Origin of the sequence: Pedobacter immunditicola (assembly GCF_037482985.1) — a bacterium.
In the GTDB taxonomy this organism is placed as follows: Bacteria; Bacteroidota; Bacteroidia; order Sphingobacteriales; family Sphingobacteriaceae; genus Pedobacter; species Pedobacter immunditicola.
The window spans coordinates 78971-92617 of sequence record NZ_JBBHKC010000010.1; the positions used below are offsets into that span (position 1 = coordinate 78971).

The following is a 13647-nucleotide window of genomic DNA, read 5'->3' on the forward strand; positions in this document are numbered from 1 at the left end:
ACAATAACACCCCTGCGTAAGCGACTGATATGGCTTCTTAGACCATCAATGATTTGGTAAGGCAGCTGTTAATGAGGCGTGTTATTAAATTTGATTAGATTTGCAAAATTAAAATTGAACAAAATACAATGAAGCGATCATGAACTTATGATAGTTTCATCACCATTAAATAACAAACTAAATATCAATGAAAAAAATATTATGGATGACAGGCGGATTACTCTGTTTGTTCTTGAATGTACAGGCACAGAAAAAAAACATAGATAAAGTTGTGGCTGTATTGGGCAACAATGTAATCCTGTTATCTGAACTTAACCAGCAGTATGCTCAATATTTGAATTCAGGAAATACAAATAACGAAAGTGTAAAATGCTATATTCTACAGCAAATGCTCGTGCAGAAACTCTTGAAGCAACAGGCTGAAATTGACTCGGTAATGGTGGATGACCCGCAGGTTGACGAAGAAGTGGATAGAAGAATGCGTTCGAGCATCCAGCGTGCAGGTGGTCAGGACCGCCTGGAGCAATTCCTGAACAAATCGGTGCTACAATACAAGGATGAAATCAGACCTGACATTAAAGATGCCTTAATCGCTAATAAAATGCAGGGAACAATCACTCAAAATGTGAATGTTACGCCTTTGGAAGTGAAGAAATATTTTGACACCTATCCGAAAGACAGCTTGCCGGATATCAATACGGAATTCGAAATTGGTGAGATCGTATTGCATCCCGAATTGACTAAAGCAGAGAAACAAAAATACTATGATAAGCTGGATGCGATCAGGCTAAGGGTTAAAAGTGGAGAAGACTTTGGCTTCCTTGCCAAAACTTATTCAGAGGATCCGGGATCATCTCCTGATGGTGGTGATTTAGGTTTCTTCGATCGTACCATGATGGTGAAAGAATTTACGGCTTATGCTTTTAAATTAAAACCAGGGGAGATTTCTCCAGTGTTTGAAACTGAACACGGTTACCACATTTTACAGGTAATTGAGCGCCGTGGTGAACAGGTACATGCAAGACATATCTTGGTTCGTCCGTTAGTTACTCCTCAAAGTTTAGAACGTGTGAAATTGCATGCCGACAGTATTTACAAAAATATTTTAGCTAAAAAAATCCCTTTCTCTACTGCTGCATCAAAATATTCAGACAATAAAGAATCCAAATACAATGGTGGGATGATGTTATATGCAGACAACGTAACCGCAAGAACAACATTCATTCCTGCTGATAAAGTAGATCCAAAAATCTTTATGGTGGTAGATACCATGCAGGTTGGAGGCGTTTCTGAACCAGTGCCATTTACAGGGGCAGATGGTAAAGAAGGTTACAAAATCCTTTTGTTGAAATCGAAGATTCCACCACATAAAGGAAACCTGGAGCAGGATTATGCTAAGTTTAAAGAAAAAGCACAGGAACAGAAAATGGACAAAGTGCTGAGCGAGTGGTTTGAAAAACGCAGGGAAAGCACTTATATCAAAATTGACCCTGAATATAGCACTTGTGAAGAGTTGAAAATCTGGACAAAACCAGAATCGACTGAAACTGAATAACCAGGATTATTGAATAATCGAATTCAATATTCTAAACCAGCTTAACGGAACAAACCAGAATAATCAAATAGTACTGGTTTTGAATTAACAGGAACAGCTTGCTTCGGCAGGCTGTTCCTGTTTTCAGCCTAGTCTAAATGATTAATGATGTTGGGAAAATCAGTCACCACACCATCCACACCAAGGTTCAGCAGGTACTTTAAATCTTTTACAGAATTGACCGTCCAGGGAATGATCTTCACACCGGCCTCATGACAGCGGTCTACAAGGCCCTTCCCTACTAACACATAATAAGGACTGTAATAAGTTGGTGTAAATCCTAATTTCTCCACTCCTTCTTCAAAATCCTGCTTCTCATCCACCATCAGCGAGGTTTTTATTTTCGGATAAGCCTGATGAAGGTATTGCAGTGTACGAAGATCCAGCGATTGAATAATAACCCTCTTGGTTAGTTTCTTCTCTTTTACGATGTCCATGATCAGCTCAACAATCACAGCAGCCTCCGGCTGAAATTCGCCATCGCCCTTACGGATAAAAGCGGTTTCGATGTTATAGGTAGGCTTGCGTAGTTTATGCAGTTTAACATAAGCTTCTACAGAGTCGATCACTTCAGCAAGCAAGGGTTTGTAAGCTTTCATTTTAGTCTGCCCGGGAAACCGCCTGTGCACCTTTGTGCCCACATCAAACTTCCTGATCTCCTCATAATCCATCTTAAACATGTTATATTTCTTCTCTTCTTTAAAAGTGATCGCTTTGCCATTAGGCAGGGTGCTGATTTCATGGTTAAAATAGGGCTCATGAGAAAGCACCACCTGCTGGTCCTTGGAAACCACTACATCCATATCAAGGACATTTACACCAAGGTCAAGCGCTCTCAGCATTCCCGGAATGGTATTTTCAGGCATGATGCCACGGGCGCCCTGGTGGCCTATAAGCATGAAGTTTTTCTGTGCCTGTACCTGGAATGCCAGGAAAAGTAAAGTAATAAGTAAAGTGTGCTTCATTGAATTCATTTTTAATGCTAACGTAATTGGGGTAAAATAGTTATAAAAAAGGCCTCTTAAATTTAAGAAGCCTTTTTGTACGATATCAATTGTTTGAATTTCTTATCCTAATGTTTAACGTTCAGCTGGTGTGTAAATCTGGAAAGCAAGATTCCAGGAATGATCTGCCTGGCGCTCATAAATATTCACATAATTAAAGCTTTCTCTAAGATCTGCTTTATAATCAACTGTTGCAACGCCATAAGTATAAGCAAGGTCACCACCGGGAGCTTTTTCAACCTTTGTGGTTTTCAAGGTCATTTTACTCACCATGCTATTGTAGAAAGCAACGATGTTGTCTTTTCCAATGATTGGCTCACGACCGGGAAATAACAAGCGGGCATCCTTGTTAACGAAGCCAGCAAAAGCAGCCGCACCATAAGATTTAATGGTCGCATTCAGGGTTTTCTCTGTGGTCATGATGATATCATTACCTGCAGCAATCTGTTCCTTATTGGTTTTAGGCTTATGAAAACCGTTAGGCTCTACAATATGTGTCTTAACCGCATTTAATGGCTTATTGTGTTCCGCTCCAATGTCTAAAACCAACACCCATTTACCATTAACCGTTTTCCAGACAGACAAATATTGTCCGTAGTTTTTTTCTGCCGCATCAAATATATAGGGACCTGAGGTAAAACCCCAGTCGCCGCTTTTAGATACCCTTGCATAAGCAGGTGTCCAGCTCAGGTTGGTATTGTTTTCTTTATTTGCATAAAAACTTTTAACATTTACCGGGTTTGGTCTGAAAACGATGGCATCAGACGCAGCAAATGAGAGAAAGGCAGACTTCTCACCGTTTTTCGCAGCACTTTCTGCGAAAGCTTTTTCTGCAGCCACAAGGGATTTCGTTGTGCCGTCAGACTTTTGAGCATAGGCGCCTAAAGTAAGGGAGGCCGCGATAAAAGTGTAAATTAACTTGTTAATCTTCATAATAGATGTTGTATCGTGCTAAGTTATGATTTATATTTTACTCCAGTTGGTACCTTCTTTACTATCTTTAAGCTGTATACCCATTTGCTGCAGCCCCACCCTAATCCGGTCTGAGGTTGCATAATCTTTGTTTTCCTTGGCAGATTTGCGGATATCAATTACCATGTCCAGCACAGCGTTTAATTCGCCATTGCTGCTTACTTCATCCATCAGTCCAAATACATCAAACACAAAGTCCTGCATCAGCTGTTTCAGCTTACCCAATTCAGCGGAAGAGACTTTCGCCTTACCATCGTATACGTTATTGATGATACGGACGCATTCGAAAAGCTCGGCAATGACTACCGGACTGTTGAAATCATCATTCATTGCCTGGATACAATTAGCCCTGATCGGTTCAATCTCAAAATCACTTTCTTCAGCAGGGACAAGTTTCTCCAGCAACGCAACAGCATTCATTAAACGTTTGAAGCCTTTTTCTGAAGCATCAAGGGCATCATTGGAGAAATCAAGGGTACTGCGGTAATGTGCCTGCAGCATAAAGAATTTAACCGTCATCGGACTATAGCCTTTGGCCAGCAAAGGGTGGTCACCGCTAAATAACTCTTGCGGAAGGAAGCCATTACCCGCACTTTTAGACATCCTGACGCCGTTAACGGTTAACATATTGGTATGCATCCAGTATCGGGCAGGCATGACGTGACTGCAGGCTTCAGACTGCGCTATTTCATTGGTGTGGTGTGTTGCGGCAAGGTCCATTCCGCCCCCGTGGATATCAAATTCCTTCCCAAGATATTTTGCACTCATGGCAGAGCATTCAATATGCCATCCCGGAAAGCCAACGCCCCATGGAGAGGTCCATTTCATTAATGTCTCAGGCTTGGCCTTAATCCACAAAGCAAAATCCAAACGGCCTTTTTTCTCATCCTGTCCACCCAGTTCACGTGTATTGGCCAGCATATCTTCCAGGTTCCTGTTGGTAAGGATGGTATAATTAAAGGTGTTGCTATATTTCTCTACATCAAAGTACACAGTACCATTTACTTCGTAAGCAAAGCCGTTCGCGATGATATCCTGGATCATCTCAATCTGCTCAATGATATGACCTGTTGCAGTCGGCTCAATACTTGGTGGCAGGGTGTTGAACTGCCTTAACACCTCATGAAAACCTAAGGTATACTTTTGTACGATCTCCATCGGCTCCAGCTGTTCCAGCTTCGCCCTTTTCGCAAATTTATCATCCCCTTCATCACGATCGCCCTCCAGGTGTCCGGCATCCGTAATGTTGCGTACATAACGTACTTTATAGCCATAAAATTTAAGGTAGCGGAATATTAAATCGAAAGAAATAAAGGTTCGGCAATTACCCAGGTGCACATCACTATATACAGTTGGGCCGCAAACATACATGCCCACGTTCGGTGGACTAAGCGGTTCAAATACTTCTTTTTTACGGGTAAGGGTATTGTAAACTTGTATAGGGTTGTTCATTAGTATAATATTGTTTTCTAAAGGTGGCTATCATAGGTAGATAGCCTTCACAAAGGTAAAAAAATTAAGGGTTTAAACTTAAATCACTTCTAACAGGGAAATGGTCTGAAAGCTTTGCTTCCACAATACGCTGGTTAATGACTTTGAAATCTTTTGTAGCAGCAATATAGTCTATCTGGAAATTAGGAAATTTGCCATTATAGGTGCGTCCGAAGCCCCTTCCCTTCTTCACGAAAGCGTTATTGAGGGAGCCGGTCAACTGGGTTACTGCATATGACGCAGGGGTATCATTGAAATCACCAGCAATTAAAAAGGGCATTTCACAGTCATCCATGTGGGCTTTCATAATATCCACCTGGCCGCTGCGCTTTAAAAAAGCACTGTTTAGCATGCTCAAAATTCTTTTTGAAGGCACCAGCTCTGGATCCATCTTTTTGGTAACCTTATCTAAATATTGGTAATCCTGTTTATTAAAAGCGATAGACTGTAAATGCACATTGTATACACGTATCAATTTTTTATTGACCTCTACATCAACAAAGATACTTTCGTTACCTCCCCTGCCTGGCTCAAAAGTGATATTACCTCTGTTCTTAATGGGGTATTTTGAGAAAATAGCCAGTCCTGTAGCTTCATAGTCGTTCTCTGAAAACGGTCGGAAATAATAATGAGCTGTTTTTAGAATCTTTTTTAAGCTGTCAGTGAGGTGAAAAGAACCCTTATTGCGGGTATAGTATTCCTGCAGACAAATGATATCCGGGTTCTCGGTCTCAATCAGTTTCAGCATTTTCGATTTAATAGCTTCAGAGCTATCCGTTAACAGACCAGCATCATAGGGCCTGAAACTGTGAACATTGTAAGTCATCATCCTGATCATGGAAACATCAGTCTTAGGGCCCTTTCCGCCATCACCAGTAACACTGAAAGTAGCGGTGAGCGCTCTCCAACCTACGGTAATCACGAGAACAGTTAAAACGGCAAACATCCACCTCCCCCGGATACACCACCAGGCGATCATAAAGATATTCAGCAATAATAAAAATGGATAAGCCAGGCCAAAAAAAGGAATTACCCTATTTTCCCGTGGATCCACATCTCCGGCAAAACAACCTATCAAAAGCGAAATGGCCATCAACAAGGCAACGATGCGCACAACTTTATCCACAAACGTAGGTTGGACTTTTTTCATTCGTATTAATTCGTTTTTCAAAGATCAGGAAGTATTAATGCTTACTTGCCTTAAATAAGGTTTCTTTCTCCTCTTTACTTAATTTATCATAGCCGGATTTGGAAATCTTATCCAGTATAGCATCAATTTCAGCCTGAGCTACAACGTCTGCTTTCGAACTGCTGCTGCTGCGTTTGTAGTTTTCATTTTTATTTACCTTCATGTTCGGCGCCTTAGGCTTTCTTTTAAAGATGTTGCTCCAGTCGTAACCACTTTTTAACGCTTTGATATAGCTGAAACCAAGAACAGCACCTCCCAAATGCGCAAAACTTCCTCCGGCATTTACAGAAGCAACGCCAATAATGTCCAGCACAACATAAGCTAATGCCAGGTATTTCAATTTAACATCACCAAGAAACAACAACCGAATGGTAAAATTTGGCATCAAGGTGGCCGTGGCCACAACAATGGCCATCACAGCGCCAGAAGATCCGATAACGGAAGCCTCCGCAATGTTTTTTTCAAACACCGGAAATAAATGAAAGGCCAGACTAAAAAGCACGGCACCTGCAATGCCACCCGCCAGGTAAACAAAATGAAACTGACGCGGCTTCAAAAAGTCCAGAAATATCCTGCCCAGCCAATAAAGCCATAGCATATTAAACAGCAGATGAAATACCCCGCTATGGAAGAATTGATAGGTAATGATGGTATAGAACCGGTAAGGTAATTTTTCAAGCGCTACCGGAAAGGCAAAATATTCATTGATAAAGGCCTGCAAACCTGCAGCCGAATTACCCGACAGGAAGATCGCCACCGTTATAAAAGCGACCAACACAAAAATAAAAGTATTGATCCCGATATATAAAAATATTGGATTACCGGAATGTAATACTTTATATTTCAAGTCCTCAAAAAGTGTCTTATTCATAATAATCGTAATAAGTATTTTTATCCTTCCAAAGTTTAACAAGAATGAAGCCTAAAAGCGCACCGCCAAGGTGTGCATAATGGGCTACTGAATCTCCCTGGAAACTGGCAACACCAAGGAAAAGTTCCAACACAATATACACAGGAATAATGTATTTTGCCTTAACAGGAACAGGTATAAACATGATATACAATTCGGTATTCGGATATAGCATTCCAAAAGCAACCAGCAAGCCAAAGATGGCACCTGAAGCACCCACCATTGGCGTGAAATAAACGCCATGCAGCGTACTTGCCTGTACTTCTGACAGTAATGCAGGGTTATACATACCCTCAGCCAGTGATTTTAAAAGAACGGCTCCCTGATTAATCGGACTGCCGGTAATTTGGAACACCTCATAAGCCTGGACAGCCCATTGTAAGCCCAAAGCACCAAGACCTGTAATCAGGTAGAAATTAATAAACCTTTTAGACCCCCACCTTGTTTCCAAAATTCCGCCAAACATGTATAAAGCAAACATATTGAACAAAATATGTGTAAAACCCCCATGCATAAACATGTAAGTAATAGGTTGCCAGATCTGAAAATTCGGCGCATCAAAATAATAAGCGCCTAAGTATTCTGCTAACCTGATTCCTTTGCTTTCAAATACAAATGTGGCGGCAAAAAACAAAACATTGATAATCAGTAAATTTTTAACAATTGGCGGGATATTTATTTGGTTCATTTTTTATCTGTCGAATTTCTTATCAAGTTCTGTTAATGTAATAGTTTGTATAACCGGCTTACCACTAATGCTAAAGTTAGGTGTTTTACAAGCAAATAATTGCTCAATAAGTGTATTCATTTCTTCCTGACCAAGACTAATACCTCCTTTAATAGCGCTGTTTCTTGCCAAACTGCGGGCAAGTGCATCTCGTTTGTCCAGTTTTAGCTCCTGCTGTGAGTTTTTGAAGCCTTCAATGAGGTGCTCAAACAGCTGTGTCTCATTGATATTACTGCTACCCAAATCTACAGGAATTCCTTCAATTATAAGCGTATTTCTACCAAATTCCCTCACTTCAAAACCGAGGCTTTTGATATCTTCAAGCAGGCTTTTTGCCAGCTCATAGTCGTTCGGACTTAAAGTGACCGTCTGCGGAAATAAGCTTTGTTGAGAAGCGCCTTTCCGGTCTTCCAGGTGTACGATAAAGCGTTCATATAGTATCCGCTCATGCGCAGCCTGTTGATCAATCACCATCAATCCAGACTTGATCTGGGAGACGATATATCGGTTATGCACCTGCATTAATTGCTTCTGCAGGGGCTTAAAAGTATCTTCTTCCCCGTTGCCGGTCAAATCCATGGTTGACTGCTCCGGAGCCTGGTTATTGGCTATCTCATAAAGTGAGCCCCAATTTTTACTGCTCGCACTTCTTGACTCTAAATTCCCTACATAGGAATGTGTTCGCTCTGAACTTTTCTCCCCTGCAAAAGGATTGAAATTAGGGTTAAAACTTATCGTCGGCGGAACAATATCTTCAGGTGCTTTTTTGGTAATCATATTGCTGAAACCCGTCTCCACATCAAAATCTATGGTTGGCGTAATATTAAACTTGCCTAAAGAACGTTTTACCGCAGAATGAATGATGGCGTATATTGATTTTTCCTCAAGATATTTAATTTCTGTTTTCGTAGGGTGCACATTCACATCAATCTTCGCAGGGTCAATGTCAATAAACAAAACATATAAAGGGAAGTTTTCTTCAGACAAAAGTTCATGGTAGGCTTTATTCACCGCATGGTTCAGGTAGGCATCTTTAATGTACCTGTTATTGACAAAAAAGAACTGCTCTCCACGGGTTTTTTTCGCAAATTCTGGCTTACCTATAAATCCCTTGATATTGATGATCGAAGTTTCTTCCTCCACGGGAATTAACCGCTCGTTATAGTTATTTCCAAATAAATGGATGATCCGCTGCTTCAAAGAGGCCGACGGCAGGCGGTAAATCTCTATACCATCATGATGTAGGGTAAAAGCAATATGCGGGTTAGCCATTGATATCCTTTGAAATTCATCAATAATGTGACGCATCTCCGCTGGATTGCTTTTTAAAAAGTTCCGGCGTGCCGGTGTATTAAAAAACAGGTTCTTAACGCATATACTTGTTCCTGCAGCGGTGGCCACAGGCTCTTGTTTAACAAAGGTTGCACCTTCTATTTCAATCAGCGTTCCGATTTCATCTTCATGCCTGCGGGATTTCATTTCTACCTGCGCAATGGCTGCAATGGAGGCCATGGCCTCCCCGCGAAAACCCATCGTGCGGATGGCAAAAAGATCTTCCGCCTTGCGGACTTTAGAAGTGGCATGCCGCTCAAAGCACATACGTGCATCGGTAACACTCATACCACACCCATTATCAATCACTTGCAGCAGGGCCTTCCCTGCATCTTTAAGTATTAATTGTATTTTATTCGCCCCGGCGTCTATCGCGTTCTCTAAAAGTTCCTTTACTGCCGAGGAGGGGCGTTGAACCACCTCTCCTGCTGCAATTTGATTCGCAACACTATCGGGTAAAAGTTGTATAATATCTGACATTTATTATCTTCGGTAAAGGTTGCTAATTTAGCTAAAATAAGCCTTACCCTAGTGTCTTTTCTCTAATTTGAATGTAATTTGGAAGGTAAAGACACCATTTTTTATACCTTTAACAATAACATTAATTCTATAACCTTCGAAATATGAATAAACTTTTACCCATCCTTACTTTATGCGTGATTCTGCTCTGCAGTTGCGCAGGTCAAAAAGCAGATTTGATTGTTTACAATGCCAAAGTGTATACGGTTAATGATAATTTCGACATCACCCAGGCCATGGCCGTTAAAGATGGTAAAATTATCGGCCTGGGCACCGACCAGGAAATCCGTAAACAGTTTTCGGCTACTGAAGAAGTAGATGCACAAGGAAAAGCGTTATTCCCTGGCTTTATTGATGCCCATGCACATTTCTACGGTTATGGCGAAAGTTTGCAAATGGCGGATTTAAGCGGAACCACCAGCTGGGAAGAAGCTTGTCAGAAACTAGCTGAATTTGCAAAAACTCATCCTGAAGGCTGGCTGATTGGCAGGGGCTGGGATCAAAATGACTGGAAAAATAAAGAATTCCCTGAGAAATCACAGTTGGATAAAATGTTCCCTAACCGCTCTGTGCTGCTCACCCGTATCGATGGACATGCCGCCATTGCAAATCAGCATGCTTTAACAGCTGCCGGAATTAAAGAAAGTTATGCCTTAACAGGCGGAGAAATTATCAAAATAAACGGAAAACTTACTGGCGTCCTGATCGACAATGCCATCGACCTGGTCAGCAGTAAAATCCCTCCTGTTAACGCAGCACAGGTTGAAAAAATGTTATTGGATGCACAAGAGAAATGCTTTGCCGCAGGATTGACCACCATTGATGATTGCGGTGTTGATTCAAGGTTGATTGAGGTGATCGAAAAACTCCAGGCCTCCAATGCCCTAAAGATGCGCTTATATTTAATGCTGGCAGACAAAGAATCAAATTACGACTATCTTTTCAAACGTGGTGCAGTTAAAACTGAACGGTTGAATGTTCGCTCTTTTAAAGTTTTTGCGGATGGCGCTCTAGGTTCCCGTGGTGCTTGTTTAATGCAACCTTACCAGGATATGCCCAATAAAAAAGGCTTCCTGCTCAGCAATCCTCAGCATTTCGAAACTGTAGCCCGGAAAATTGCCGATCATGACTTTCAGATGTGCACCCATGCCATTGGTGATTCTGCCAACCGCAGCATCCTCAAAATTTATAATAAAGTATTGGGTGGTAAAAACGACAAACGCTGGCGCATAGAGCATGCCCAAGTGGTAGCCCCCGAAGATTTTGAGCTATTTGGAAAAGGGAACATCGTTCCTTCTGTACAGCCAACGCATGCCACATCAGACATGTATTGGGCAGCCGACCGACTTGGTCATGAACGCGTAAAAGGCGCTTACGCGAATCAGCAGTTATTGAAGCAAAATGGCTGGTTAGCATTAGGAACAGATTTCCCTGTTGAAGACATCAACCCGATCAACACCTTTTATGCCGCAACAGAAAGAAAAGATGCAAAAAACTATCCTGAAGCCGGCTTCCAAATGGAAAATGCGCTTACGAAAGAACAAGCACTCAAAGGGATGACCATCTGGGCCGCAAAAGCTAACTTTGAAGAAAATGAAAAAGGAAGTCTTGAAAAAGGTAAATTCGCAGACTTCATTATCCTCGATCAGGACATCATGACCGTGGCAGCACCCTCAATTTTAAAAACACAAGTAATAAAAACCTATATCAATGGAGAGAAAGTCTATGAGAAAAAATAACCTGACAAGCTTGCTTACCATTTGCTTTATCGCTCTTTTTGCCTTTAGTGCCTGCGCACAGGAGCATAGAAAAAATGAAAGCAGACTTGCCCAAATCAATAATGCCATTAACCATACCGTTTTATTAAATAACCAGGAAAACCTGGTCCCTATTCTCTCACTGGATACCAATACCATTGCTTCTGTGAGCCTTGGTTACGACAAACAGTTAACAGTAGACAGCCTGTTGAACAAATATGCAAAAGTCACGTCTTTCTCCGCAGCCAATTATGGTGACACGTTGAACTTCCTGGAAGATGACCTTAAATTTTTCAATACGGTAATCATCTCCATTGCAGACAAGGATGCCACCAATGGTCAGTATCTGAATTTTATCAGAGACATAGCCAAAAGCAAAAAGGTCATCATCTCCTTATTTGGCGAAGGTAAAAGCTTGGCTTCTTTTGATGCCATCTCTGCACCCATCATCTGGTGCTCAGCAAACAATGTTGAAGCAGCGGGCATTGTTCCACAGATGATTTTTGGCGGCATCGCCACCACAGGTAAATTAACCCAGGCTTATTCGCCAAAATACACCTTGGGTTCAGGGTTTATGACCGCCGTTATTCGTTTTAAGTATACGGTTCCTGAAGATGCAGGCGTTAATAGCGACCATTTAAAAGACATCGATAAAATTGTTGCCGAAGCGATTAGAGCCAAAGCGGCCCCTGGCATGGTTGTCCTTGTAGCCAAAGATGGTAAAGTAATTTTCAACAAGGCTTATGGCACCCATACTTACGACAGCAATTCCCTGCAAAATAAAGTAACGGATATTTATGACCTGGCTTCCGTTACAAAAACGACAGCAACCACACCAGCGGTGATGCGCCTGGTTGAAGAGCAGAAATTAAATCTGGACACGAATGTAGGCGCTTATATTCCAAGAGCAAGAACTTCTCCCATGAACAACATCCATGTCCGTGAGGTGATGTTACACCAGGCTGGGTTCATCCCTTTTATCCCGTTCCATAACCTGGTTAAACCAACAGACAACAGTGCAGACTCGTCAGCCGCTTACCCTATCAAGGCAGCCGATGGTTATTTTGTCAGAAAAGACTTTTTTAAAGACTTTATGTGGCCTAAAATGTTAAACTCTCCCATTAAAACACGCGGAAAATACGTTTACAGCGACATCAGCATGTATGTAATGAAAGATATCGTGGAACGGATCAGCTATAAGCCGCTAAATGAATATGTAGATGAGAATTTTTATGCACCACTCGGCATGCAGACTGCAGGTTTTGTACCACGCAACCGCTTTACAAGGGAACAACTTATCCCCACAGAAAATGATACACAATTTAGAAAAACACTGCTTGTAGGTTATGTCCACGACCAGGGTGCTGCACTTGTCGGCGGGGTATCAGGTCATGCCGGTTTATTCGGAAGCGCAAATGATATGGCTATTTTTTACCAGATGTTGCTCAATAAAGGCAGCTACGGTGGTCATCAATACTTTAAGCCGGAAACTGTAGAAAAGTTTACGATCAAGCAATCCAACCTCAGCAGAAGAGGCTTAGGTTTTGACCGCTGGGATCCAGATGCAACCAAACAATATCCATCAGAGTTGGCTTCACCACAAACATTTGGTCATACAGGCTACACCGGAACTTGCGTATGGGTAGATCCATCAAGAGGGTTGGTGTATGTTTTCCTGTCCAACCGGGTACATCCGGGGGTATCTGAAATGCTGGGTAAATTGAAAATCAGAGGAAGAATTCAAGATGTGATCAATAAGGCAATTGATGCCGGCCGAAAATAAAAGTAAAATACTCCAATAACAGTAAAAAAACAATGTCTATTCAAAGTCTGAAATCTTTTGCCGGAAGAGGCAAAAGATTTCTAGGCCTTTTCACAGACATTGTTTTTTTTTGGAAAGTTGAACATAGTTAATGTTATGGTCAGGCTCGGCCAATGGCCTTATTGCAAAGGTCTTTCCGACAGGGTGCAAAGAGTTGGCGCATATTTGTTGTTATGGGTGGCTGGACCAAACAAAAGTTTCTTCTGGCAGGTTGCAAAAACGGCTTTGAGCAAATTGCGAGAACCAAACACCGCAAAAAAAATATATTAACCAAACAACCTAAAACAACAACCCAAAAAACCACACTAACCAAACAACCAAACCAAACGC

Annotated in this window: 10 protein-coding genes; 3 read left to right on the forward strand and 7 right to left on the reverse strand. The window is 41.6% G+C overall.

Annotated features, from left to right (window positions below):
* Positions 1-187: 187 nt before the first annotated feature.
* On the forward strand, positions 188-1555 hold the full coding sequence (locus WG905_RS17100) for a peptidylprolyl isomerase (protein ID WP_339592971.1): 1368 nt from the start codon (positions 188-190) through the stop codon (positions 1553-1555).
* Positions 1556-1683: 128 nt separating this feature from the next.
* On the opposite strand, the gene WG905_RS17105 is transcribed toward WG905_RS17100, so the two are convergent.
* The 7 genes from WG905_RS17105 to mutL all read right to left on the reverse strand — a co-directional run bounded on the left by WG905_RS17105 (position 1684) and on the right by mutL (position 9699).
* Positions 1684-2559, reverse strand: coding sequence for a glycerophosphodiester phosphodiesterase family protein (locus WG905_RS17105; RefSeq protein WP_339592972.1), 876 nt, complete (start codon positions 2557-2559; stop codon positions 1684-1686).
* Between the two features lie 114 nt (positions 2560-2673).
* Positions 2674-3531 (reverse strand): DUF4440 domain-containing protein, encoded by an 858-nt coding sequence (locus WG905_RS17110; protein WP_339592973.1) that lies wholly within the window; start codon positions 3529-3531, stop codon positions 2674-2676.
* A gap of 30 nt (positions 3532-3561) precedes the next feature.
* Positions 3562-5022, reverse strand: coding sequence for a cysteine--tRNA ligase (cysS, locus tag WG905_RS17115; RefSeq protein WP_339592974.1), 1461 nt, complete (start codon positions 5020-5022; stop codon positions 3562-3564).
* Between the two features lie 64 nt (positions 5023-5086).
* Positions 5087-6211 (reverse strand): endonuclease/exonuclease/phosphatase family protein, encoded by a 1125-nt coding sequence (locus WG905_RS17120; protein ID WP_339592975.1) that lies wholly within the window; start codon positions 6209-6211, stop codon positions 5087-5089.
* Positions 6212-6245: 34 nt separating this feature from the next.
* The gene (locus tag WG905_RS17125) at positions 6246-7121 is read right to left on the reverse strand and encodes a rhomboid family intramembrane serine protease (protein WP_339592976.1); all 876 of its coding nucleotides are present in this window, start codon (positions 7119-7121) and stop codon (positions 6246-6248) included.
* Positions 7114-7848 (reverse strand): rhomboid family intramembrane serine protease, encoded by a 735-nt coding sequence (locus tag WG905_RS17130; protein ID WP_339592977.1) that lies wholly within the window; start codon positions 7846-7848, stop codon positions 7114-7116. Before WG905_RS17130 ends, WG905_RS17125 begins: the two co-directional genes overlap by 8 nt.
* Before the next feature lie 3 nt (positions 7849-7851).
* A complete protein-coding gene (gene mutL / locus WG905_RS17135) occupies positions 7852-9699 on the reverse strand; it encodes a DNA mismatch repair endonuclease MutL (RefSeq protein WP_339592978.1) in 1848 nt (615 codons plus the stop codon).
* A 143-nt stretch (positions 9700-9842) separates the two neighbouring features.
* Here mutL and WG905_RS17140 point away from each other — a divergent pair, with 143 nt between their 5' ends.
* Complete coding sequence (locus tag WG905_RS17140; protein WP_339592979.1) at positions 9843-11477, forward strand: amidohydrolase; 1635 nt, start codon at positions 9843-9845, stop codon at positions 11475-11477.
* A complete protein-coding gene (locus tag WG905_RS17145; RefSeq protein WP_339592980.1) occupies positions 11449-13278 on the forward strand; it encodes a serine hydrolase domain-containing protein in 1830 nt (609 codons plus the stop codon). Before WG905_RS17140 ends, WG905_RS17145 begins: the two co-directional genes overlap by 29 nt.
* The last annotated feature ends 369 nt before the right edge of the window (positions 13279-13647 follow it).

What these genes read in the sequence shown, in the direction of transcription:
- WG905_RS17100 (WP_339592971.1), top strand. Translation starts at nt 188, where the DNA reads ATGAAAAAAATATTATGGATGACAGGCGGATTACTCTGTTTGTTCTTG.
- WG905_RS17105 (WP_339592972.1), bottom strand. Translation starts at nt 2,559, where the DNA reads ATGAAGCACACTTTACTTATTACTTTACTTTTCCTGGCATTCCAGGTA.
- WG905_RS17110 (WP_339592973.1), bottom strand. Translation starts at nt 3,531, where the DNA reads ATGAAGATTAACAAGTTAATTTACACTTTTATCGCGGCCTCCCTTACT.
- cysS (WP_339592974.1), bottom strand. Translation starts at nt 5,022, where the DNA reads ATGAACAACCCTATACAAGTTTACAATACCCTTACCCGTAAAAAAGAA.
- WG905_RS17120 (WP_339592975.1), bottom strand. Translation starts at nt 6,211, where the DNA reads ATGAAAAAAGTCCAACCTACGTTTGTGGATAAAGTTGTGCGCATCGTT.
- WG905_RS17125 (WP_339592976.1), bottom strand. Translation starts at nt 7,121, where the DNA reads ATGAATAAGACACTTTTTGAGGACTTGAAATATAAAGTATTACATTCC.
- WG905_RS17130 (WP_339592977.1), bottom strand. Translation starts at nt 7,848, where the DNA reads ATGAACCAAATAAATATCCCGCCAATTGTTAAAAATTTACTGATTATC.
- mutL (WP_339592978.1), bottom strand. Translation starts at nt 9,699, where the DNA reads ATGTCAGATATTATACAACTTTTACCCGATAGTGTTGCGAATCAAATT.
- WG905_RS17140 (WP_339592979.1), top strand. Translation starts at nt 9,843, where the DNA reads ATGAATAAACTTTTACCCATCCTTACTTTATGCGTGATTCTGCTCTGC.
- WG905_RS17145 (WP_339592980.1), top strand. Translation starts at nt 11,449, where the DNA reads ATGGAGAGAAAGTCTATGAGAAAAAATAACCTGACAAGCTTGCTTACC.